Source organism: Bradyrhizobium sp. USDA 3315 (assembly GCF_054056795.1).
In genome coordinates this window covers 2347095-2369424 of sequence record NZ_JBSRYP010000001.1, presented here as the reverse complement: position 1 = coordinate 2369424, position 22330 = coordinate 2347095, and the positions used below count along the sequence as shown (strand labels likewise).

Sequence of the window (22330 nt, the reverse complement as noted above, 5' to 3'; positions counted from 1 at the left end):
TAGTGAGTGGTGATTATGGGTCCTGGCTTTCGCCAGGACGACGATGGATAGATCCGCGCGCGCCTTACGCCGCGCGGATATTCGCCATGAAGCGGTCGAGCTCCTCGCGCAGCCGCGAGCTCTCGACCGACAGCGAACGGGCCGAGTTCAACACCTCCTCGGAGGCAGTTCCGGTCTCGGTGGCGCCGCGATTCACCTGGGTGACGCTGGACGCCGCCTCCTGCGTACCCTGCGCAACGTTCTGCACGCTGCGCGCGATCTCCTGCGTCGCCGCGCTCTGCTGCTCGACCGAGCTTGCGATATTGGTCGCGATCCCGGAGATCTGGCCGATGGTGCCGCCGATCTCCTTGATCGCGGCGACCGATTCCTGCGTCGCCGCCTGCATGCCCGAGATGTGGGTGGAGATCTCGTCGGTGGCCCTGGCGGTCTGGCTCGCCAGCGACTTCACCTCGGCGGCAACCACCGCGAAGCCGCGCCCGGCGTCGCCGGCGCGCGCCGCCTCGATGGTGGCGTTCAGCGCCAGCAGATTGGTCTGCTCGGCGATCGCCGTGATCAGCTTGACGACGTCGCCAATCTCCTGCGCGGCGCGCGAGAGCTTGCCGATCCGCGCGTCGGTCTGCTCGGCCTGACGCACGGCGGAATCCGCGATCTGGCTCGACTCCTTGGCGCGACGGCCGATCTCGTCGACGGACGCCGACAGCTCCTCGGTCGCGGAGGCGACCGACTGCATGTTGCTGGAGGCTTCCTCCGAGGCGCCGGCGACCTGGCTCGACAGGTTTTGCGTGGTCTCGGCAGTCCGCGTCAGCGTACCGGCCGCGGATTCGAGCTGCACGGCGGAGGCCGACACGTTGGAGACGATCGAGCCGACGGCGGATTCGAATTCGTCGGCAAAACGAATCAGCTCGTTGCGCCGCGCGGTCGCACTCGCCTTGTTCTGCGCTTCCTGGGTCGCGGCATCGCGTTCGGCCTTGGCGATCGCCTGGACCTTGAATTCCTCCACGGCGCCGGCCATCTCGCCGAGTTCGTCGCGGCGGCCGAGGCCCGGCAGCACAACGTCGAAATTGCCCGCCGCGAGCTCGCGCATCGCCGCACACATCGCCGCGATCGGTCGCGAAATACCCTTGCCCAGCAGGAACGCCCAGACCAGCCCGAGCACGAAGCTGCCGGCGGCGAGCATCAGGATCAGCTGCTCGGTCTCGCCGATCATGGTGTGCGATTCGTTTTCAAGCCGCTTCTGGTCGGCGAGCAGATCGGACTTCATCGCCGCCGCGCCCTGGCTGATGGCGGCCGCGGACTCCGTCATCTCGACGGTCAGTTCGTCGATCGACTTCGCGTTCGCGATCAGCTTGGCGAGCGCCTCGCGGTACTCTTCGAGCAGCGCGGTGATGTCCTTCACGCTCTGGGTGATCCGCTCGTTATTCGAGGTGATCGCCTTCACCAGATTGTCGGCGAATTTCAGCCGGGCGAGCGCGCTGGAAGCGACCGTCTTGTCGCCGTTGACGACGAAGGTATTGACGGCCCCGGTGATCGACTGGAGCTGGTCGGCCACCTTCTTGGCGCCGAACTGGATCGACTGCAGCTCGGAATCATCGGCGTTGCTCGGGAGATCGTCGAGCTTGTAGCGCATCGAGGTCGCGCTGCGGGTCAGCTTGTTCTGCGCGGTCTGTGCGCTGTCGTTCTTGATGCGGACGATCTCGGCGAAGATCTTGGTGAAGGCGCGGAATTCGCGCTCCAGCTTGGTGATCTGCTCGAGCCGGGCCGGGTTGGTGGTGCCCTTCATCGACGCCATGATGGCATCCTTCAGGCTGCCCTCGGCGGCGAGCGCGGCCTTGGCGTCGTCCTCCTTGCCGGTCGCAACGAAGTAGCGCGCCAGCGAACGGTAGGAGATCAATTCGCGATCGATGTTGCGGGCCAGATCGGCTTCCGCGACGCTCTGGCGATAGGAGCCGACGCCGGCGGAGACCCGCTCGAAGCCCATATAGGCAAAGCCCATGGTGGCTGCCGAAAGCGCCAGCGTGACGGCAAAGCCGAGCATGATCTTGGCGCGAAATCTGAGGGTTGGGATCCTGATCGACAACGATCGCTTCAGCCCCGGCATTCCAACCCCCGTCTTCATTCTGAAAACCACGCGGGGTCCGGCAGCAACCCGCCCCAGACCCCGGAGCGCAAAACTAAGGCAGAATCGATAAGGCCCGGTAAATGGGCAGCGGCCGCTTGGCCCGGCGCGATACTACCTTGGTCGGGCTAGGCGGGTGGGTAAGATGATTGACGCGGGGGTCCGGCCCGATAGTTTAGAACCGATCAAACCTGTCCCTGCCCGGGCCAGGAGAACACACATCGGGAGGTGTCCCATGTCATCGCGTCGACCGGCGCCATTGGCGCTTGCGGCGAGCGTAGCTGCCGGCGCAATAGCCCGGCCAATGGCATTTCCCCTCACGACCTGAAAGACACGGGCAAGCCGGAACGCGAGCCATCGCGCCATTGTCCGGATGCCCTCACGACCCGCGCGGGTTCAACCGCCCGCGCCAAGAAAAGCAAAAGATTCTGGTCAGGGAGAGCGCCTTTGGCGAAGCAGAACGGTGGCACCGCCGACAGTATTGTCGTGGTGCAGGCAAAGACCGACGGGCCGCGGGAAGCAGCCGACGAGATCGCGCGCCAATTGACGGCGGCTGATCTCGCGATGCTCGTGGTGTTCGTGTCGCCGGTCTACGAGCCAGAGACATTCATTGCCGAACTGTCCAGCCGCATGCCCGACGTACCGATCTTCGGCTGCACCACGGCCGGCGAATTGTCGCCCGGCGGTTGGGACGAGGACAGCGTCGTCGCGATGGGCTTCAACGCGGCCGATTTCGTCATCGCGGCCCGGCCGCTGTTCGACCTTTCGACATTTCGGGTCGATCACGGCCGCTCAATCTGCACCGAATTGCAGAACGAATTCGCGCAACGCACCGAGCACTGCGATCACACCCATGATTCCTTCGGGCTGCTCTTCATCGACGGCATGTGCCAGCGTGAGGAGACCATCATGTCGGCGATCTATGCGTCGCTCGGCGACATCCCGGTGGTCGGCGGCTCCGCCGGCGACGGCCTGCGCTTCGAGAAATCGTGGGTCTTCCATGGCGGCGAGGCCTTTACCGATGCCGCCGTCCTGATCCTGATCCGGACCCGGCTGCCGTTCCGCCTGTTCAAGTGCGACCACTTCGAACCGACCTCGACCAAGATGGTGGTGACCGAGGCCGACATCGAGCATCGCATCGTCAAGGAATTGAATGCCGAGCCGGCCGCGCTGGAATATTCCCGCGCCGTCGGCCTCAGCGACAGCAAGCTCGAATTGTTCTCGTTCGCCGCGCATCCCGTGCTGGTTCGCGTCGGCGGCGCCTATTACGCGCGGTCGATTCAGCGCACCAACCCGGACGGATCGCTGCAATTCTTCTGCGCCATCGACGAGGGCATGGTGCTGACGGTGGCGCGCGAGCGCGACCCGATCGACGTGACGAGCCGCCTGCTCAAGGAGCTGACCGAGGATCTCGGCGAGGTCTCGATGTTCATCGGCTTCGAATGCGTGCTGCGCCGGCTCGACGTCGAGCAGCGCCAGCTGTCGCGGGAGATGTCGGAGCTCTATCGCCGCAACAAAGTGATTGGCTTTCAGACCTATGGCGAGCAGTATCGCTCCATGCATGTCAACCAGACGCTGACCGGCATCGCCATCGGCAAGCGGGCACTCGCGCCGCAATGACGGATACCAAGACCACGCGAATTGCGGCGCTCGAACGCGAGGCCGAGAAGCTGCGCAAGATCAACGCGGCGCTGATGTCGCGCGTCGAGCGCTCGACCGATCAGCAGCTCAACGCCTTCTCGCTGTTCGAGACCGCGATCGCGCTGGATCAGCAGGTGCGCGACCGCACCCAGCAGCTCAAGCAGGCGCTGCAATCGCTGGAGAAAACCAATGGTCGCCTGCTGCAGGCCAAGCAGCAGGCCGAAGCGGCGAGCTCGCTGAAATCATCCGTGCTGGTCTCGGTCACCCACGATCTGTTGCAGCCGCTGAATGCGGCGCGGCTGACGCTGTCCGCGCTGACCGAGATGGCAACCGAGTCGAAGAGCGTCGCGCTGACCGATCAGATCGACCGTTCGCTGGCGACGCTCGAGGACATGCTGCGGACGCTGCTCGACATCTCCAAGCTCGATGCGGGCGTGCTCAGGCCCGAATTCGGACCGGTCGCGATCGCCTCGCTGTTCGAGCCGCTGGAGCAGGAATTTGTCGCGACCGCCGCCAAGCGCAATCTCGGTTTCCGGATCATGCCGTCGTCCGCGGTCGTTCGCTCCGATCCGCTGATGCTGCGACGGATTCTGCAAAACCTCGTCGCCAATGCGCTGCGCTACACCCAGCGCGGCAGCGTGCTGATGGGATGCCGTGCCAGGGGCGATGACATCTGCATCGAGGTGCACGACACCGGGCCGGGCATTCCGGAAGCGCAGCGCGAAGCCATCTTCGTCGAGTTTCAGCGCGGCGAAACCAGCGCCGGCGACAAGGCCGGCATCGGGCTTGGTCTCTCGATCGTGCGCCGGTTTGCCGACCTGCTCGGCCATGACATCAGGCTGAGCTCGCGCGCCGGCAAGGGCTCGGTGTTCTCGGTCACCGTGCCTCGCACGCTGGATCCGGTTGCGATCCCGGTGCGCGAACAGGCCAGCGTCGACTATCGCTATGGCGGCATGGAGGGCGCCAAGATCCTGCTGATCGAGAACGACCTCTCGAGCGCCGAGGGGCTCGCCCATTTGCTGGAGAAATGGGGCTGCGACGTCGCGGTGACGATCTCCAAGACCGAGGCGCTCGAGCGCATCCACGCGCTCGACGGCATTCCCGACGCCATCATCGCCGATCTGCATCTCGACAATGGCGAGACCGGAATTCAGGCCGTCGATGTCATCCGCGGCGCGATCAACGCCAAGGTGCCGGCGATCATCGTGACCGCCGACTACTCGGCCAAGGCCGCCTCCGACGTATCGGCCTTCGGCCATGAGCTGTTGAAGAAGCCGATCAAGCCCGCCGAGATGCGCTCGCTGCTGTCGTTCCTGCTGGCGGCGGAGCAGGCGGGTGCGCGGTTATGAGCAGAGCGTTTTCGAGCGAAGTGGATACCGGTTCCCGTGAAGAAAACGCGTCAAGACAAAAACCTGGAGCTTTCCCGTTGCGATTCCATCGAAACGGGAAAGGCTCTAGGCGCCATGCGACGATGGCGAGGCCGTCACCGGCGCGTGGTCGTGCTTGCCGAAGTCCAGCTTCGACAGCGCGATGATGGCCTCGGTGCGGCTGCGCACGCCGAGCTTGCGCAGGATCTCCGAGACATGCACCTTCACGGTGGTGACCGAGATATCGAGCTCATAGGCGATGTGCTTGTTCTGCAGGCCGCGGCAGATCATGTCGAGCACGCGAAGCTGCTGCGCGGTGAACTGGCCGAGCTGCTGCACCAGCTCGCGCGTCTCGGCCTGGGCCTTCCGCGCGGCGGCGGTATCGCGAAAGCGCGGCGGCAGGCACACCGCGCCTTCGAGAATGCCGCGCAACAGCCGCGCCAGCTCGAGCTTCGGCGTCGACTTCGGGATGTAGCCGGAAATCCCGAGCGAGATCGCGCCGCCGACGATCCGGGAATCGTCATGCGCCGACACGATCACCAGCGCGCTGCGCGGCGCGGCGGCACGCACCCGGTAGGCGCCGAGCAGGCCCGTGGTGCCGGGCATCGACAGATCGAGCAGGATCAGATCGAGGCCGTCGCGCGCCGCGATCACATCCAGCGCACCGTCGATCGACGTCGCCTGCAGCACCTCGGCATCGGGAAACTCGGCCCCGATCACGCCGATCAGGGCGGCACGGAACAGCGGGTGATCCTCGACGATCAGCAGTCGAGGCGTACCCGCCTTGCCAAGCGGCGGCTCGTCCGCCAGGGGCGCGGTCGTGGTCAATGCTGCGCCGTCCTCCCTCGGATGCTCATAACAGCCATTGTGCGCACGACGTTATCTCAAAGCCGGATGGCAGCCTATAGGCAGGATTTCCAATGCGCCCGCCTCGCAGTGCAGCACGGCTAGTGTCCCGAATCCGAAGTTCGCATCATTTGCCGCACCTTCGGAGCGAACTTCGGATTCGATAAGGACACTAGCAAACTTATGATTCTAGTGTGCTTTATGAATGCGAAGTTCGTGAAAGTGGCTGCCGCGAAATCGCACGAACTTCGCATTCAGCACACTAGGGCGCCTTCTCCGCCTTTGCGCCCGAACAGGCCTCCGGGACCGGAAGCGGAATCTTGCCGAGCTCGATGATCGCCTTGTTGCGGCTGAACAGCTTCAGCTTGCGCAGGATCTCGGTGACATGCGCCTTCACGGTGGATTCCGCGAGCTTGAGCTCGGCGGCGATCTCGCGGTTCTGCAGGCCGCGGATGATCAGATGGAGCACGCGGATCTGCTGCGGCGTCAGCTTCTGAATGCGTTCGCGCAGCGTCCGCGCCGTCTCGGACTGTTCCAGCGCACCGACCGCGACGAAATCCCGCGGCGCGGAGACCGACCCGCTCAGCACACGCGCGATCGCCTGCGAGAGCTCGCCGAGCGAGGTCGACTTCGGCAGATAGCCGACCGCACCCATCTCGAGCGCCTCGCGGATGGTGTGCTTGTCCTCCTCGCTCGAGACGATGGCGATCGGCAGCCGCGGATAGCGATCCCTGATCTTCTGGAAGCCGGAGAAGCCGACCACGTCGGGCAGCAGCAGATCGAGCAGCGCCAGGTCGATATTCGGCTCGCTGGCGAGGATGCCAAGGGCCCCCTTGATCGAGGTGGCCTCATAGATCCGGGCATCGGGATGCGAGATGCGGATGGCGTTGCCAAGCGCCTCCCCGAACAGGGGGTGATCGTCGATGATCAGGAACCCCATCATGAGGACCCTCGCACTGCTCAAGCCTCCGTTCCGATTGGATCGGAACGGGGCTCTCGATTCATGTTCTGACGCGTTTTCTTCACGCGAACCGGTATCCACTTCGCTCGAAAACGCTCCTCTTGCGAACCGCAGCTTCTAGTTCGGTCCGCCGGTATCCTGCACGCTCTGCAGATAGACATATACGTTTCTGAGCTCGTCGTCGTTGAAGACGTCCTTCCAGGCCGGCATGCCCTTGGCCGGCCGCCCGTCATGGACCGTCTTCCAGAATGTCGATTCCATGTCGTCAGCATAGCGCTTCTTGAGCAGCCTGAGATCGATCTTTCGCTCGGCCTGCACCGCGTCCGGGCCGTGGCAATGCGCGCAGGTTCCGTTAAAGACCTCTCGCCCGGCGGTGGCATCCCCCTTGGCGTCGCCGGCGGTCGCGGCGGTCTGAACCGGTTTCTCGGCCGCGGCCTGCCCGACCGTGACGGGCTCGCTGGCGCCGACGGACGACGTCGTCGCGCGGTCGGCCTCGCCGAACTTCACCGGCGCGCCGTTCGGCACGCCATATTTGGCAAACAGGGCGGCGATCTCCCCCTGCAGCGCCGGCAGCACGCCGTCGACTTCATCGCGCAGCGCGCCGGACGCCTTGGCGAAACCGATCGCGGTCGCCCAGAGCAGGCCGTCGCCCTCGGTCGACACGATCTGATATTTGTCGCCGAAGCTGGTCTTGTTGAGCCAGCCCGCCACCGGCGCCCAGATGAAGGCGATGTCGGCCTTGCCCTGTTCGAGCGCCGCCATGCCCTCCTCCGGGCTGAGCACGGTCACCTTCTGGACGTCGTCGCGCAGCGCGAGCAGGTTCTGCGGCGTCGATTGATACTGCACCGCAACCCGCAATCCCCTGAGGTCGTCGACGCCGGCAAGCTTGCGGTCCTTGCTGCCGACCAGCGCATAGCCCTCATGGGCGATCGGCTTCGAGAAGATCACCGCCGGGCCCATGAAATCGTCGATCAAAGGCAGGCCGACCATGGCGTCGCACTGCTTGCTGAGCAGCGTCTCCCGCACCGTGCGCTTGCCGAAATAGGACTTGTACCAGTTGGTGCTCACCGTGCGGCCGAGCTTCTGCGCCACCGCCTGGCCGATCTCGAGATAGAGGCCGGGCTTGCCCGGGTCGTCGCTCGAGAAAGGCAGGTTGGTCGGATCGGCGCAGAGCCGCAGCGGCGGCTTTGTCTCGTCGGCGCCGGCCGCCAGGGCCGGCACCATGAGCAGGGCGGAGAGCAGCACGGTCCGGATTGCATGTTCCAACCGCGTGTTGCGCGAGGGGGTGCGCAGTTCGTTTCGGGCGATGCAAGACACGGACAATGCTGCCTCCTAGACGATCGTTTACTGCAGGGCGAACACGAACAGCGAGCCGCCTTCGGGCGCCGCGGCGACCATCTTCTTGCCGATGTCACCGAGGAAGGCCGGCAGCGCCGCGGTGCGTCCGACCACGATCGCGACATACTGCTTGCCGTCGACCGAATAGGTCACTGGACCTGCACCAATGCCGCTGCCGAGGTTCTTGCTCCACAGCACCTTGCCGTTCTTGGCATCGATGGCGCGGAAGTCGCCATGCAGGTTGCCGGAGAACACCAAATTGCCGCCGGTCGTCAGCGTGCCGCCGTTGAAGGGCAGGTCTTCCTTGATGCTCCACACCTTCTTGTTGGCGATCGGATCCCAGGCCACGAGCTCGCCGAGGAAGCCGCCGGGGCCCGGCTTGGTCGGGAATTCGGCGCCGAGATAGAACACGCCGCGCTTGTAGTTCACGTCAGAGACCGACCAGTCCATGCAGACATTGTTGCTCGGGATGTAGACGAGGCCGGTCTGCGGGTTGAACGACATCGGCTGCCAGTTCTTGCCGCCGATCAGGTTCGGGCAGATATCCTTGGCGGGATAGCCCGGGCCCGGACGCTTGTCCGGATCCTCTTCCGCCCGCATCGTGTTGACGTCCCACTTCTTGGCCCAGTTGGCGAAGACGTATTTCTCCGCGGAGATCACCTTGCCGGTCTCGCGGTTGGCCACGAAGAAGAAGCCGTTGCGGTCCGCCTTCATCAGCACGGGCGTCTCGGTGCCCTTGATCTTGAGGTCGGCGAGCAGCAGCTCGTTGACGCCGTCATAGTCCCAGGCATCGGCCGGCGTGCCCTGGATGTGCCACTTGATCTTGCCGGTGTTGGGATCGATCGCCAGCGTCGAGGCCGTGTAGAGGTTGGTCAGCTTGCCGAAATTGCCGTCGCCGGTGGAGCGCACCGCGGTATTCCACGGCCCCGGATTGCTGGTACCCCAGTAGACCGTGTCGGACTTGGCATCGTAGGAGCCGACCAGCCAGGCGGCGCCGCCGCCGTGCAGCCCGGTGTCGCCCTTCCAGGTGTCGCTGCCGGGTTCGCCCGGCGCCGGCACCGTGTAGGTCTGCCAGAGCAGCTTGCCGTCCTTGAGCGAGAACGCCTGCAACGCGCCGCGGACGCCGTATTCGCCGCCGCCGAAACCGGTGATGACCTTGTCGCGGACGACGAGCGGCGGCGAGGTGATGACCGAGCCCTGCTTGTAGTCGACGACCGTCGAGGTCCAGAGCTCCTTGCCGGTCTCGGCGTCGAGCGCGGTCAGCTTGCCGTCGAGTCGGCCGACGAAGATCTTGCCGTCGGCATAGGACACGCCGCGATTGTTGACGTCGCAGCAGGCGTATTGGAGCACGTCATCCGGAATGTCGGGCTGCCAGGTCCATTTGCGGGCGCCGGTCGCGGCATCGATCGCATAGACGTATTTCGGGCCCCACGAGGTCGACACATACAGGTTCTTGCCGATCACAACCGGCGACGACTCGTTGGAGCGGAGCGAAGCCAGCGACAGCGAATAGACCAGCTGCAGCTTGCCGGCATTCTCGGAGTTGATCTGCTTCAACGGGCTGAAGCGCGTATTGCCGTAATCGTGGCCGGCGATTGCCCATCCGTTGGGATCGGACGCCGCCTTCACGACGGAATCATTGGCTTTCGACGCACCAATGCCTGCCAGCACCATGGCGACCAGCGACACGCCGGCAAAGAAAATCCCGATCCTCAGCTTCATTGGCTTCCTCCAATATGGTTTCGTTGCCGCGATGGGTGCATCGCGCGCGCGTCTCTCGACCCAATTTCGTGAACCAGCGATCTTCCGTCGCTGCGTCGGCGATGAAAATGACAGCAACGCTTTTGCGTCGTTATAGGCGGAAGGTAGTAGCGATCGCGGCGACGATTTTGGCGTGCGGCGAGCACCGTCAGTTTGCCGAAAACCGCTTGCGCTGCCGGGCAATTTCGTCGCGCCGGAGCACGCCGCCGGCTGCTTGCAAATTGCCCATTGAACGGCCGCCTGCTAGGATCGCAGGCACTGCCCGGCGCCTTCATGACAGGGCCGCGACTACGACTTTGATCGCGGTTACGACCCACATGAAGCGTGGTCTACTGGGCCCATAACGAAGCTATTGGGAGAAACGCGTGTCTACAGTCAAACTGACGGTAAACGGCAAGGCGGTCTCGGTCGACGTTGAGGACCGAACCCTCCTCGTGCACCTCTTGCGCGAAAACCTGAATCTCACCGGCACCCATGTCGGCTGCGATACCAGCCAGTGCGGCGCCTGCGTCGTCCATGTCGATGGACGGGCGGTCAAATCCTGCACCATGCTGGCCGGCCAGGCCGCGGGCTGCAACGTCACCACGATCGAAGGCCTCGCCAAGGGCGACGAGCTGCACCCGATGCAGGCGGCGTTCCGCGACAATCACGGCCTGCAGTGCGGCTATTGCACCCCCGGCATGATCATGTCCGCTGTCGACATCGTGCACCGCCATGGTAGCAAGCTCGATGAGGAAACGGTTCGCCACGAGCTCGAGGGCAATATCTGCCGCTGCACCGGCTACCACAACATCGTCAAGGCGGTGCTCGACGCAGCCGGCCGCATGAAGGTTGCGCAGGCCGCCGAATAGCGCGCCACGCACCGCACACGATCAAGCTCACCACCGCCGGTCTCGATGGAAACGGCGGCAAATCGAATCTCCGGTCGGGAGGACTAGACAATGGGTGTTGAAGGAATTGGCGCACGTGTCGTGCGCAAGGAAGATCGCCGGTTCATCACCGGACAAGGACGTTACGTCGACGACGTCAAAATGGTCGGCATGAGCTACGCTCACTTCATCCGCAGCCCGCATGCCCATGCCAAGGTCAAGGGCATCGATTCCGCCGAGGCCATGAAGATGCCCGGCGTGATCGCGGTGCTGACCGGACAGCAGATCGTCGACGACAAGGTCGGCAATTTGATCTGCGGCTGGGCCATCACCTCGAAGGACGGCTCACCGATGAAAATGGGCGCGTGGCCGGCTATGGCGCCGGAGACCGTGCGCTTTGTCGGGCAGGCGGTCGCGGTCGTGATCGCCGAGACCAAGAACCAGGCCAGGGACGCCGCCGAAGCGGTCGTCGTCGATTACGAAGAACTTCCCGCGGTGCCTGACATCAAGGCCGCGATCAAGCCGGGCGCCGCGCAGCTTCATCCCGAAGCTCCCGGCAACATCGTATATGACTGGCATCTCGGCGACGAAGCCGCGGTCAAGGATGCCTTCGGCAAGGCGGCCAATGTGGTGACGCTCGACCTCACCAATAACCGCCTGGTGCCGAACGCGATGGAGCCGCGCGCGGCGATCGCGCATTACGACCAGGCCGAAGAGCACTACACGCTCTACACGACGTCGCAGAATCCGCACGTCGCCCGCCTCGTGCTGTCGGCGTTCTACAACATCGCGCCCGAGCACAAGCTGCGCGTGATCGCGCCCGACGTCGGCGGCGGCTTCGGCTCCAAGATCTACATCTATCCCGAAGAGATGGTGGCGCTGTGGGCCTCGAAGAAGGTGGGCCGCCCGGTGAAGTGGACCGGCGACCGTTCGGAAGCCTTCCTCACCGACGCGCATGGCCGCGACCATGTCTCGAAGGCGGAGTTGGCGTTCGACAAGGACAACAAGATCCTTGGCCTGCGGGTGAAGACCCACGCCAATTTCGGCGCCTATATGTCGCTGTTCTCCTCGGCCGTCCCGACCTATCTCTACGCGACGCTGCTGTCGGGCCAGTACGTGATTCCGGCGATCTATGCCGAGGTGATCGGCGTCTACACCAACACCACGCCGGTCGACGCCTACCGCGGCGCCGGCCGCCCCGAGGCCAGCTATCTGATCGAGCGCATGATGGAGACGGCGGCGCGGCAGTTGAAGGTCGATCCGACCGAGCTGCGCAAGAAGAACTTCATCACCCAGTTCCCGTATCAGACGCCTGTGATCATGGCGTATGATATTGGTGACTTCCACGCTTCGATCGATGCCGCGATGAAGGCGATCGACTATGCCGGCTTCCCGGCCCGCAAGGCCAAGGCCAAAGCCGACGGCAAGCTGCGCGGCATCGGCATCTCCTGCTACATCGAGGCCTGCGGCATCGCGCCGTCGAAGGCGGTCGGCAGTCTCGGCGCCGGCGTCGGCCTGTGGGAGTCGGCTGAGATCCGCGTCAACCCGGTCGGCACCATCGAGGTGCTCACCGGTTCGCACAGCCACGGCCAGGGCCACGAAACGACGTTCTGCCAGATCATCGCGGAGCGGCTCGGCGTGCCGATCAGCCAGGTCTCGATCGTCCATGGCGACACCGACAAGGTGCAGTTCGGCATGGGCACCTACGGCTCGCGCTCGCTCGCGGTCGGCGGTACGGCGATCGTGAAGGCGATGGAGAAGGTCGAGGCCAAGGCCAAGAAGATCGCGGCGCATGCGCTCGAGGCGTCCGAGAGCGACATCGTGATCGAGAACGGCGAGTTCAAGGTCACCGGCACCGACAAGTCGATCGCGCTGCCGATGGTCGCGCTCGCCGCCTACACCGCGCATAATTTGCCTGATGGCATGGAGCCTGGCCTGAAGGAGACGGCGTTCTACGACCCGACCAACTTCACCTTCCCGGCCGGCGCCTATATCTGCGAGCTCGAGGTCGATCCGGGCACCGGCAAGACCTCCTTCGTCAACTTCGTCGCAGCCGACGATTTCGGCCGGCTGATCAACCCGATGATCGTCGAGGGCCAGGTCCATGGCGGCCTTGCGCAGGGCATCGGCCAGGCACTGCTCGAAGGTGTGGTCTATGACGGCACCGGTCAGCTCATGACCGCGTCCTTCATGGACTACACCATGCCGCGGGCCGACGACCTGCCCTCGTTCCAGCTCTCCCACACCACGACGCTGTGTCCGGGCAACCCGCTCGGCGTCAAGGGCTGCGGCGAAGCCGGCGCGATCGGCGCCTCGGCTGCCGTGATCAACGCTATCACGGACGCGATCGGCAACAACAAGCTGGAAATGCCGGCGACGCCCGATCGCGTCTGGCACGCCATTCACGGTTGAGGGAGGAAGAGCCATGTACGAGACAAATTATCACCGCGCTTCCTCGGTCGCTGACGCCGCCGCAACCTTCGCCAAAGGCGCGGAATCAAAATTCCTCGCCGGCGGACAGACCCTGCTTCCGGTGATGAAGCAGCGTCTTGCCGCGCCTTCCGACGTGATCGACCTGTCCAAGGTGCAGGAGATGATCGGCATCGAGGTGTCGGGCGACACCGTCACCATCAAGGCCGCGACTCCGCATTACGATGTGGCGCAAAGCGATGCGGTGCAGAAGGCGATCCCGGCGCTCGCCAATCTGGCGTCGCTGATCGGCGATCCCGCCGTGCGCTATCGCGGCACGATCGGCGGCTCGCTCGCCAACAATGACCCGGCGGCGGATTATCCGGCGGCGGTGCTGGCGCTCGGCGCGACGGTCAAGACCAACAAGCGGTCGATCGCGGCGGATGATTTCTTCAAGGGCCTGTTCACGACGGCGCTCGAGGATGGCGAGATCATCACCGCGGTGTCGTTCCCGGTCCCGGCCAAGGCGGGCTACGCGAAGTTTCCGAACCCGGCCTCGCGCTTCGCGCTAACCGGCGTGTTCGTCGCCAAGACCAAGTCGGATGACGTCCGCGTCGCCGCGACCGGTGCGTCGCAAAGCGGCGTCATGCGGGTCGCGCCGATCGAGCAGGCGCTGAAGGCGAACTGGGCGGCCTCGGCGCTCGACAGCGTGACGATCCCGGCGAGCGGCCTGCTCGCCGACATCCACGGCTCGGCGGATTACCGCGCCAACCTCGTGAAGGTGATGGGACAGCGGGCGGTGACCGCGGCCGGTTGATCAAGCATGATCCGGAAAAGTGCGAAGCGGTTTTCCTCGCGACAAACGCGAAGCGTTTGCGCGGAGATCATGCTCAAACAAAGGGCTAAAGCGTGATGACGAACCTCATCGCGCTTTAGCGCCTAAACACAACTCTGCAACGGCGCGCAGTGATGCGCGCCGTTCGCGTTTTTACCGGCGGCACAGGACAAAAGGTGCTTGCCACATCCGGCTTTAGGCGAGACAATTTAGCTAATCAGCTAATTAAGAATACCGTCCCACGGACGGCTGGGAGAACGCATGAAGTTCGGCACCAAGCCAGCCGTGACATCTCAGCCGCCTAGCGCCCCGCAACCAACGGAAGAACAACGTGCTCGATAAACCTGCCTCCCAGACCGCCGCCCGCACCTCGGGCCCGCTCGCCGGCTTCCGCATCGTCGAATTCGCCGGCATCGGTCCCGGCCCGTTCGCCTGCATGCTGCTCGCCGACATGGGCGCCGAGGTCATCACGCTCGATCGGGTCGGCGCCGGCAAGAATCTGAAGGCGGTCGCAACCCGCAGCCGCAAGGTCATCGAGCTCGACCTCAAGAACAAGGCGGCGATTGCTGAAGTGCTCGACCTGCTCGGCCACGCCGACGCGCTGATCGAGGGCTTTCGTCCCGGCGTGATGGAGCGCCTCGGCCTCGGCCCCGATGTCGTGCTCGCGCGCAATTCAAGACTGGTCTATGGCCGCATGACCGGCTGGGGCCAGGAAGGCCCGCTGGCCAATGCCGCCGGCCATGACATCAACTACATCTCGATCACGGGCGCGCTGGCTGCGATCGGCACCAAGGAGAAGCCGGTGCCGCCGCTCAACCTGGTCGGCGATTTCGGCGGCGGCGCGCTCTACCTCGTGGTCGGCGTGCTCGCCGCGCTGCTGGAAGCGCAGAAGTCCGGCAAGGGCCAGGTGGTCGATACCGCGATGTGCGACGGCGCGGCCTCGCTGATGTCGATGTTCTACGACATGGCCGCGCAGGGCCGCTGGAGCGGCGGTCGAGACCAGAATTTCCTGGATGGCGGCGCGCATTTCTACGGCGTCTATGAATGCTCCTGCGGCAACTTCATCTCGATCGGCTCGATCGAGCCGCAGTTCTACGCGCTGCTGCGCAAGCATGCCGACCTGACCGACGCCGACTTCGACGCGCAGATGGACCGCAAGGCCTGGCCGGCGCTGAAGGAGAAGCTGACCCGGGTGTTCAAGAGCAAATCGCGCGCGGACTGGTGTCAGATCATGGAAGGCACCGACATCTGCTTCGCGCCGATCCTGACCATGGAGGAAGCGCCGAAGCATCCGCATATGGCGGCACGCCAGGTGTTCGTCGACCGCCACGGCGTCACCCAGCCCGCCCCCGCGCCGCGTTTCTCGCGGACACCGTCCGCAATCCGCGAGCCGGAGCTGGCGAATATCGGGGATGTGACGGCGGCTTGGAAAGCAGCGAAGTAAATCTCGTTGTCGTCCCGGCCAAGCGAAGCGCGAGCCGGGACCCATAACCACGACACGCGGTTGTGGCGCGCGGCTTTTTCCGCGGGACTACTACCCGGCACACGCGATAGATTCCGCGGTATGGGTCCCTGCGAAAGCACTAGCGTATATACATATCCTCCGCAGTCTTTCCGGAGTCTTCTCAAAGAGTTGGCCGAAAACCGCAGAGAACTTACTCATCTGCACTAGGGTTGCGCCCGCCGATTTCGGCTCTCGCCTAGTAGCTAACCCCTTGATGATGAGTCGGTTTTCTAGCCTCGAAGAGATGTGTAAATGCCCTAGTGCTTTCGCAGGGACGACACCAGAGCGCTAGCGTGGCATTACGGCGTGCTCATGCCGCGTGATCGACCTTCAGCACGCCGCGGCGGATCTGGTCTTCCTCGATCGATTCGAACAGCGCCTTGAAGTTGCCTTCGCCGAAGCCATCGTCGCCCTTGCGCTGGATGAACTCGAAGAAGATCGGCCCGATCGCGTTGGCCGAGAAGATCTGCAGCAACACCTTGGTCTGGCCGCCGTCGACCACGCCCTCGCCGTCGATCAGGATGCCGTTGGTCCTGAGCCGGGCGACGTCCTCGCCATGCTTGGGCAGGCGGGCGTCGATCCGCTCGAAATAGGTATCGGGCGGCGACGGCATGAACGGCAGGCCGTCGGCGCGCAACCTCTCGACCGTCGCGTGGATATCGTGCGCGCCGCAGGCGATGTGCTGGATGCCCTCGCCGCGGTAGACGTTGAGATATTCCTCGATCTGACCGGAATCGCCGGCGTCCTCGTTGATCGGAATCCGGATCTTGCCGTCCGGACTGGTCAGCGCACGGGAGAACAGGCCGGATGCGCGGCCCTCGATGTCGAAGAAACGGATCTGACGGAAGTTGAACAGTTTTGCATAGAAGCCGGTCCAGACATCCATCCGGCCGCGATGGACGTTATGGGTGAGGTGATCGATGTAATAAAGCCCCGAGCCTGCGGGGCGCGGGTTGGCCGCGCCGAGCCACTCGAACTCGGCATCATAGGCCGAACCCTTGGCGCCGTAGCGGTCGACGAAATAAAGCAGGCTGCCGCCGATGCCCTTGATCGCGGGCACATCGAGCGTCTTCGCTGCGGGCGAGACTTCCGCCGGCTCCGCGCCGAGCGCGATCGCGCGCTCATAGGCATGCTTGGCGTCGACCACGCGGAACGCCATCGACGGGGCGCAGGGACCGTGCGCGGCGACGAAGTTGAAGCCGTGGCTGCCCGGCTCCTCATTGACGAGATAGTTGATGTCGCCCTGGCGATAGACCGTGATCTGCTTGGTCCGGTGGCGGGCGACCGCGACGAAACCCATCAGCTTGAACAAAGCGTGAAGCTCGCCGGGATTGGGGTGGGCATATTCGACGAACTCGAAGCCGTCGGTGCCCATCGGGTTCTCAGTGCTGATTTCGGCCGGCGGCGCATCGTGCGGAAACGGACCCATGGCGGCAACTCCCTGTTTTGTCTGGAGATCAGTTTCCGTCACTTGGTGCGCAACGTGCGTGCAAAGTGACCCTTGATTTGCTAGTATCGCGCATGACCCGTGCATGAAATGGACATTCTTCGCATGCCTGAAGTCGATGCCTTCGACCTGAAAATGCTCGCCGCGCTGCAGGACGATGGCCGGCTGACCAACCAGCAGCTGGCCGACCTCGTCGGGCTGTCGGCATCGCAATGCTCGCGGCGGCGGATGCGCCTGGAGGAGGAGAAGGTCATCGCCGGCTACCACGCCGATCTCGCCGGCGAGGCGCTCGGCTTCGGCCTGATCGCCTTCATCCACATCACGCTTGCGACCCACTCGCCCGACAACGCCAAGCGGTTTCGCGAACTGGTCAACCGGGTCGACGATATCCAGGAGGCCTATGCGCTGACCGGGGATGCCGACTACGTGCTCAAGGTGATGCTGCGCGACCTCAAGAGCCTGTCCGACATCGTCAACAACGTGCTGATGCCGCACCAGAGCGTGGCCCATGTGCGCTCCTCGATCGTGCTCGACCGGCTAAAGGAGAGCACCAGGCTGCCGCTGAAGTCGCTACAGGCGTGATGGCTCGAATCGAGGGAAATCCGCCATTCGCTTTTGCGGCACCACTTGCGATCATTCCGGCAACGGCAAGAGAGACGAACCATGGCGCTGCAGCTGCGACCGAACTGCGAATATTGCGACAAGGACCTGCCACCGAGCGCAACCGACGCGCGGATCTGCTCCTATGAATGCACGTTCTGTGCGGATTGCGCCGAGACCAAGCTCGGCAATGTCTGCCCGAACTGCGGCGGCGGTTTTGCGCCGCGGCCGATCCGCCCGGCCAAGCCGTGGCGGCCGGGTGTCTGCACGGTCAACCAGCCGCCGTCGGACAAGCGGGTGCATTTGAAGTACAGCCTCGAGGACGTCGCGGCGAATACGGCGCGCTTGAGGGATGTCAGGCCCGAGGAACGGTAGCTGGCCCACCCGTCATTCCGGGATGGTCCGAAGGACCATACCCGGAATCTCGAGATTCCGGGCTCGATGCTACGCATCGCCCCAGAATGACAGCGCGAGCTACTCCGCCGCGATGATCGTGCCTTCGACCTCGCCGAAGCCGACGCGATAGCCGTCGCCCTGGCACCAGCCGCGCATCACGAGCGAATCGCCGTCCTCCAGGAACGAGCGCATGACGCCGCTGGCAAGTTCGATCGGCTCGGTGCCGTTCCAGCTGATTTCCAGGAGACTGCCGCGCTGATGCTTTTCGGGGCCGGAGATCGTGCCGCTGCCCAGGAGATCGCCGACATTCATCGCGCAGCCGCTGGAAGCGTGGTGCACGAGCTGCTGCACCGACGACCAGTACATGTATTTGAAGTTGGTGCTGCAGATTGTCTTCGCCTCGTTCATCGCACCGGCGCGCAGCGCGACGTCGAGCTGCATGTCGTAATTGTTCGGCTGGGTCTGCTTGAGGTACGCCAGCGGCTCCGGCTGCTGCGCCGGGCCCTGCATGCGGAACGGCTCCAGCGCCTCGCGCGTCACCACCCACGGGCTGATCGAGGTCGCGAACGCCTTGGCCTGGAACGGGCCGAGCGGCACATACTCCCACTGCTGGATGTCGCGCGCGCTCCAGTCGTTGAGGATGACGAAGCCGAAGATCATCTCCTCGGCCTGCTTCTCCGTCAGCATCTCGCCCATCCGCGAGGCCTGGCCGACCACCACGCCCATCTCGAGTTCGAAATCGAGCCGCTTGCAGGCGCCGAAGCTCGGCACCTCAGCAGTCGGCGGCTTCAGCTGGCCGCGCGGACGCCGCACTTTGCTGCCCGACACGACCACCGTCGAGGCGCGGCCGTTGTAGCCGATCGGCATATGCAGCCAGTTCGGCTGCAGCGCATTGTCCTTGCCGCGGAACATGACGCCGACATTGGTGGCGTGCTCCTTCGACGAATAGAAATCGGTGTAGCCCGAGACCGCAAACGGCATGTGCAGCCTGACGTCGGCCATCGGCACCAGCGCCCGCGCCCGCAATTCCCTGTTGTCGCGCAGCTCCGGATAATCCGAGCGGAGCAGCTCGCTGATCCGCGCCCGCGTCGCCGACCACACTTTCGGCCCGAGCGCCATGAAGGCGTTGAGCGACGGCTGCGAGAACACGCCGAGCGGCCCGACATCGAGCCGCGAGTCCTGCTCGAGCTCCCAGAGGTCGAGCACATAATCGCCGATCGCAACGCCAACGCGCGGCGCAAGGCCATCCTTCGACGAGAACACGCCGTAAGGCAGGTTCTGGATCGGGAAGTCGGAGGTCGGTGCGACGTCGATGAAGGAGCGGAGCGTTGGGTCGTTGGGATGGGGCACTGATTCCTCCAATCAGAAAGTCGTCATGCTCAGAAAGTCGTCATGCCCGGGCTTGACCCGGGCATCCATCTTCGGAAAGCGCGATGGATCGCCGGGTCAAGCCCGGCGATGACGAGGGACACAAACTCACGGCTTGTTCGGGTCGAACTTCTTCTCCAAGCCCTTCCAGCAATCCGAGTAATCGTCCTGCAGCGTCGACGATTTCGCCGCATGTTCGGTCACGCGCTGCGGGAACCGGGTCTCGAACATGAAGGCCATCGTGCCGGTCAGCTTGACCGGCTTCAGCTCGCTGTTGCTGGCGTGCTCGAAGGCTTCGCGGTCGGGACCGTGCGGCAACATGCAATTGTGCAAACTGATGCCGCCGGGCACAAAGCCCTGCGGCTTGGCGTCGTAGACGCCGTAGATCAGCCCCATGAACTCCGACATGATGTTCATGTGGTACCACGGCGGACGGAAGGTGTTGTCGGCCACCATCCAGCGCTCCGGGAAGATCACGAAGTCGATATTCGCGGTGCCCGCGGTCTCCGACGGCGAGGTCAGCACCGTGAAGATCGAGGGATCGGGATGATCGAAGGCGATCGCGCCGACCGGCGAGAAGGTACGCAGATCGTATTTGTAGGGCGCGTAATTGCCGTGCCAGGCGACCACGTCGATCGGCGAATGCGGCAGCGTGGTCTTGAACAGCGAGCCGCCCCATTTCACGTAGAGCTCGGTCGGCGTGTCCTTGTCCTCGTAGCTCGCGACCGGTGTCAGGAAGTCGCGCGAATTGGCGAGGCAGTTGGCGCCGATCGGGCCGCGCTCCGGCAGCGTGAACGCGCCGCCGTAATTCTCGCAGAGATAGCCGCGCGCCGGGCCGCCGGGAATTTCGACGCGGAATTTGACGCCGCGCGGGATCACCACGATCTCGCCCGGCTCGGCGTCGATCCGGCCGAACTCGGTGACGAAACGCAGATTGCCCTGCTGCAGCACGAACATCATCTCGCCATCGGCATTGTAGAAATGCTGATCGACCATCGATTTGGTGATGAGATAGATGTGTGCGGCCATGCCGGCCTGGGTGTTGGCATCACCCGCCGTGGTCATGGTCTGCACGCCCTGCAGGAAGGTCATGTCCTCCTTCGGGATCGGCGCGGGGTCCCAGCGCAACTGTGCGATCGGCATGTCGTATTCGTGGCACGGCGCGGTGCGCCACAGCCCGCTATCTGCCTTGGCGAAGCGGCCGGAGTGCCGCACCGACGGGCGGATGCGATAGAGCCACGAGCGCTCGTTGGTGCCGCGCGGCGCCGTGAACGGCGAGCCGGACAATTGCTCGGCATAAAGCCCATAGGCGCAGCGCTGCGGCGAATTGCGCCCCATCGGCAGCGCGCCGGGCAAGGCCTCGGTCTCAAAGCTGTTGCCGAAGCCGGACATGTAGCCCGGGGTGACTTGCCCTGAGCTGCGGACGATCTGATCAGGCGAGGTATTGATGTTCATCACTATCCTCCTTGCAGGGCGGCCCACATTTCCTGGTCGCGCTTGTCGGTCCAGATCACGGGATCGTCGATCCCCGACGCCTCGTCATAGGCGCGCGAAACGTTGAACGGCAGGCAGTGCTCGTAGATCGCAAACTTCGAGAACTTCGGATCCATCACCTCGCGCGTCGCCGCCATCGATTCCTTCAGGCTGCGGCCCTTGGCGACCGACGATTCGGCAGCGCCGTAGAGCGTGGTGACGAAATCGCGGGTCATCGCGATCGCATCGCGCCCGGTGGCGAGCCCCTTCAGCGCATCGCCGCGGCCCGGCGCGATCGCCTTCGGATTGAAGGCGCGGATCTCGTTCAAGGTCGTCGGCCATTCGCGCAAATGCGCATCGCCACAATAGCACGCCGAGTGATATTCGATCAGATCGCCGGAGAACATTACCTCCGCATCCGGCACCCAGGCGACGATGTCGCCCGAGGTGTGGCCGGCGCCGAGTTGCATCAGCCGCACCTCGCGCTTGCCGAGATAGATCGACATCTCGCCTTCGAAGGTCAGCGTCGGCCAGGTCAGGCCGGGAATGCTCGCCGCATCCTGGAACAGCCGCGGGAAGCGGCCATATTCGGAATCCCAATCCTGTTGGCCGCGCTCCTCGATCAGGCGATAGGTTTCCTGCGAGGCGACGATGCCCTGCGCGTGATAGGCGGAGGCGCCGAGTACGCGCACCGCGTGATAATGCGACAGCACGACATATTTGATCGGCTTGTCGGTGACGGTCTTGACCCGCTCGATCACCTTGTTGGCCATCGCCGGCGTCGCCTGCGCGTCGAACACCAGGCAGCCGTCGTCGCCGACGATCACGGCGGTGTTGGGATCGCCCTCGGCAGTGAAGGCATAGAGATCGGTGCCGATCTCGGAGAAGGTGACCTTCTTCTCCGAAAGATCCGTGGTCGATGCGAAACCTTTGGCCATCAGTTCAATCCTGTCCGTTCAAGAGCATTCGCCCCCTCTCCCCGTTCTTACGGGGAGAGGGTTGGGGTGAGGGGCTGTCTCCGCATACACGGCGACAGATGTGTCTGCGGAAGCTCCCCCTCACCCGGAACGCATCTGACGATGCGTTCCGACCTCTCCCCGCAAGCGGGGCGAGGTGGAGGCTGCTGCGCGATTTGACACCGATTCATTCGGGTTTGACCTAGCTATTGCTGTTGCTGCTGTTGCTGCTGGCTGGCGTCCAGCATCCGCCGCTTCGCCAGCGCGATCGCCTCGCGCAGCACGTCGAGATCGCCGATATGGTTGGCGAGCACCAGAACCAGCGCAGCATCGAGATCGGCGCTCTGCGCCTCGGTGAGGCCGCGATGGGCCTCGACGATGGCGCGGAAGGCGTCGTCGGGCTTTGCGAAGTTCGAACTGGTCGACAGCGCCATGACGAATCC

The 22330-nt window shown here is 64.3% G+C and carries 18 protein-coding genes; 8 read left to right on the top strand and 10 right to left on the bottom strand.

Translation table 11 applies throughout. The features are described from left to right. Positions 1-64: 64 nt before the first annotated feature. Positions 65-2098: a methyl-accepting chemotaxis protein gene (locus ACVIYL_RS10910; RefSeq protein WP_456778513.1), complete on the bottom strand. Its 2034-nt coding sequence runs from the start codon at positions 2096-2098 to the stop codon at positions 65-67. A gap of 465 nt (positions 2099-2563) precedes the next feature. On the opposite strand from ACVIYL_RS10910, the gene ACVIYL_RS10905 reads away from it, so the two are divergent. Further along, a complete protein-coding gene (locus ACVIYL_RS10905; protein WP_456778512.1) occupies positions 2564-3736 on the top strand; it encodes an FIST N-terminal domain-containing protein in 1173 nt (390 codons plus the stop codon). Next, entirely contained in the window at positions 3733-5106 is a 1374-nt protein-coding gene (locus ACVIYL_RS10900) for an ATP-binding response regulator (protein WP_456778511.1), read from the top strand. Before ACVIYL_RS10905 ends, ACVIYL_RS10900 begins: the two co-directional genes overlap by 4 nt. A gap of 105 nt (positions 5107-5211) precedes the next feature. On the opposite strand, the gene ACVIYL_RS10895 is transcribed toward ACVIYL_RS10900, so the two are convergent. The 4 genes from ACVIYL_RS10895 to ACVIYL_RS10880 form a co-directional block, all read right to left on the bottom strand. Beyond that, on the bottom strand, positions 5212-5952 hold the full coding sequence (locus ACVIYL_RS10895; protein ID WP_456778510.1) for a LuxR C-terminal-related transcriptional regulator: 741 nt from the start codon (positions 5950-5952) through the stop codon (positions 5212-5214). Between the two features lie 280 nt (positions 5953-6232). Beyond that, on the bottom strand, positions 6233-6913 hold the full coding sequence (locus ACVIYL_RS10890) for a response regulator (protein ID WP_016843264.1): 681 nt from the start codon (positions 6911-6913) through the stop codon (positions 6233-6235). 135 nt (positions 6914-7048) lie between these two features. Further along, on the bottom strand, positions 7049-8248 hold the full coding sequence (locus ACVIYL_RS10885; RefSeq protein ID WP_456781807.1) for a c-type cytochrome: 1200 nt from the start codon (positions 8246-8248) through the stop codon (positions 7049-7051). 27 nt (positions 8249-8275) lie between these two features. Continuing rightward, positions 8276-9991, bottom strand: a complete 1716-nt coding sequence (locus tag ACVIYL_RS10880; RefSeq protein WP_456778509.1) for a PQQ-dependent dehydrogenase, methanol/ethanol family — start codon at positions 9989-9991, stop codon at positions 8276-8278. A gap of 404 nt (positions 9992-10395) precedes the next feature. On the opposite strand from ACVIYL_RS10880, the gene ACVIYL_RS10875 reads away from it, so the two are divergent. The 4 genes from ACVIYL_RS10875 to ACVIYL_RS10860 all read left to right on the top strand — a co-directional run bounded on the left by ACVIYL_RS10875 (position 10396) and on the right by ACVIYL_RS10860 (position 15587). After that, a complete protein-coding gene (locus tag ACVIYL_RS10875) occupies positions 10396-10881 on the top strand; it encodes a (2Fe-2S)-binding protein (protein WP_456778508.1) in 486 nt (161 codons plus the stop codon). Positions 10882-10971: 90 nt separating this feature from the next. Further along, positions 10972-13311 (top strand): xanthine dehydrogenase family protein molybdopterin-binding subunit, encoded by a 2340-nt coding sequence (locus tag ACVIYL_RS10870; RefSeq protein ID WP_456778507.1) that lies wholly within the window; start codon positions 10972-10974, stop codon positions 13309-13311. Positions 13312-13324: 13 nt separating this feature from the next. After that, on the top strand, positions 13325-14125 hold the full coding sequence (locus tag ACVIYL_RS10865; RefSeq protein WP_456778506.1) for an FAD binding domain-containing protein: 801 nt from the start codon (positions 13325-13327) through the stop codon (positions 14123-14125). Positions 14126-14474: 349 nt separating this feature from the next. After that, positions 14475-15587, top strand: a complete 1113-nt coding sequence (locus ACVIYL_RS10860) for a CaiB/BaiF CoA transferase family protein (protein ID WP_456778505.1) — start codon at positions 14475-14477, stop codon at positions 15585-15587. Between the two features lie 370 nt (positions 15588-15957). Here the strand turns inward: ACVIYL_RS10860 and hppD are convergent, their stop codons facing one another. Continuing rightward, positions 15958-17076, bottom strand: a complete 1119-nt coding sequence (gene hppD / locus ACVIYL_RS10855) for a 4-hydroxyphenylpyruvate dioxygenase (protein WP_456778504.1) — start codon at positions 17074-17076, stop codon at positions 15958-15960. 123 nt (positions 17077-17199) lie between these two features. Here hppD and ACVIYL_RS10850 point away from each other — a divergent pair, with 123 nt between their 5' ends. Both ACVIYL_RS10850 and ACVIYL_RS10845 read left to right on the top strand, forming a co-directional pair. Next, entirely contained in the window at positions 17200-17676 is a 477-nt protein-coding gene (locus tag ACVIYL_RS10850; protein WP_050384067.1) for an Lrp/AsnC family transcriptional regulator, read from the top strand. An 81-nt stretch (positions 17677-17757) separates the two neighbouring features. After that, positions 17758-18069 carry a DUF1272 domain-containing protein gene (locus ACVIYL_RS10845; RefSeq protein ID WP_092089998.1) on the top strand — a complete coding sequence of 104 codons (312 nt, stop codon included), beginning with the start codon at positions 17758-17760 and terminating at the stop codon, positions 18067-18069. A 99-nt stretch (positions 18070-18168) separates the two neighbouring features. On the opposite strand, the gene fahA is transcribed toward ACVIYL_RS10845, so the two are convergent. The 4 genes from fahA to ACVIYL_RS10825 all read right to left on the bottom strand — a co-directional run bounded on the left by fahA (position 18169) and on the right by ACVIYL_RS10825 (position 22321). Continuing rightward, positions 18169-19440 carry a fumarylacetoacetase gene (gene fahA / locus ACVIYL_RS10840; protein ID WP_456778503.1) on the bottom strand — a complete coding sequence of 424 codons (1272 nt, stop codon included), beginning with the start codon at positions 19438-19440 and terminating at the stop codon, positions 18169-18171. 126 nt (positions 19441-19566) lie between these two features. Further along, positions 19567-20913, bottom strand: coding sequence for a homogentisate 1,2-dioxygenase (gene hmgA, locus ACVIYL_RS10835; protein WP_057021113.1), 1347 nt, complete (start codon positions 20911-20913; stop codon positions 19567-19569). A gap of 2 nt (positions 20914-20915) precedes the next feature. Beyond that, the gene (locus tag ACVIYL_RS10830) at positions 20916-21869 is read right to left on the bottom strand and encodes an MBL fold metallo-hydrolase (protein WP_057021112.1); all 954 of its coding nucleotides are present in this window, start codon (positions 21867-21869) and stop codon (positions 20916-20918) included. Between the two features lie 224 nt (positions 21870-22093). After that, positions 22094-22321: a DUF2783 domain-containing protein gene (locus tag ACVIYL_RS10825; RefSeq protein WP_050401747.1), complete on the bottom strand. Its 228-nt coding sequence runs from the start codon at positions 22319-22321 to the stop codon at positions 22094-22096. Between the last annotated feature and the right edge of the window lie 9 nt (positions 22322-22330).

What these genes read in the sequence shown, in the direction of transcription:
- ACVIYL_RS10880 (WP_456778509.1), bottom strand. Translation starts at nt 9,991, where the DNA reads ATGAAGCTGAGGATCGGGATTTTCTTTGCCGGCGTGTCGCTGGTCGCC.
- ACVIYL_RS10900 (WP_456778511.1), top strand. Translation starts at nt 3,733, where the DNA reads ATGACGGATACCAAGACCACGCGAATTGCGGCGCTCGAACGCGAGGCC.
- ACVIYL_RS10910 (WP_456778513.1), bottom strand. Translation starts at nt 2,098, where the DNA reads ATGCCGGGGCTGAAGCGATCGTTGTCGATCAGGATCCCAACCCTCAGA.
- ACVIYL_RS10870 (WP_456778507.1), top strand. Translation starts at nt 10,972, where the DNA reads ATGGGTGTTGAAGGAATTGGCGCACGTGTCGTGCGCAAGGAAGATCGC.
- ACVIYL_RS10830 (WP_057021112.1), bottom strand. Translation starts at nt 21,869, where the DNA reads ATGGCCAAAGGTTTCGCATCGACCACGGATCTTTCGGAGAAGAAGGTC.
- ACVIYL_RS10825 (WP_050401747.1), bottom strand. Translation starts at nt 22,321, where the DNA reads ATGGCGCTGTCGACCAGTTCGAACTTCGCAAAGCCCGACGACGCCTTC.
- ACVIYL_RS10865 (WP_456778506.1), top strand. Translation starts at nt 13,325, where the DNA reads ATGTACGAGACAAATTATCACCGCGCTTCCTCGGTCGCTGACGCCGCC.
- hppD (WP_456778504.1), bottom strand. Translation starts at nt 17,076, where the DNA reads ATGGGTCCGTTTCCGCACGATGCGCCGCCGGCCGAAATCAGCACTGAG.
- ACVIYL_RS10890 (WP_016843264.1), bottom strand. Translation starts at nt 6,913, where the DNA reads ATGATGGGGTTCCTGATCATCGACGATCACCCCCTGTTCGGGGAGGCG.
- ACVIYL_RS10850 (WP_050384067.1), top strand. Translation starts at nt 17,200, where the DNA reads ATGCCTGAAGTCGATGCCTTCGACCTGAAAATGCTCGCCGCGCTGCAG.
- hmgA (WP_057021113.1), bottom strand. Translation starts at nt 20,913, where the DNA reads ATGAACATCAATACCTCGCCTGATCAGATCGTCCGCAGCTCAGGGCAA.
- ACVIYL_RS10845 (WP_092089998.1), top strand. Translation starts at nt 17,758, where the DNA reads ATGGCGCTGCAGCTGCGACCGAACTGCGAATATTGCGACAAGGACCTG.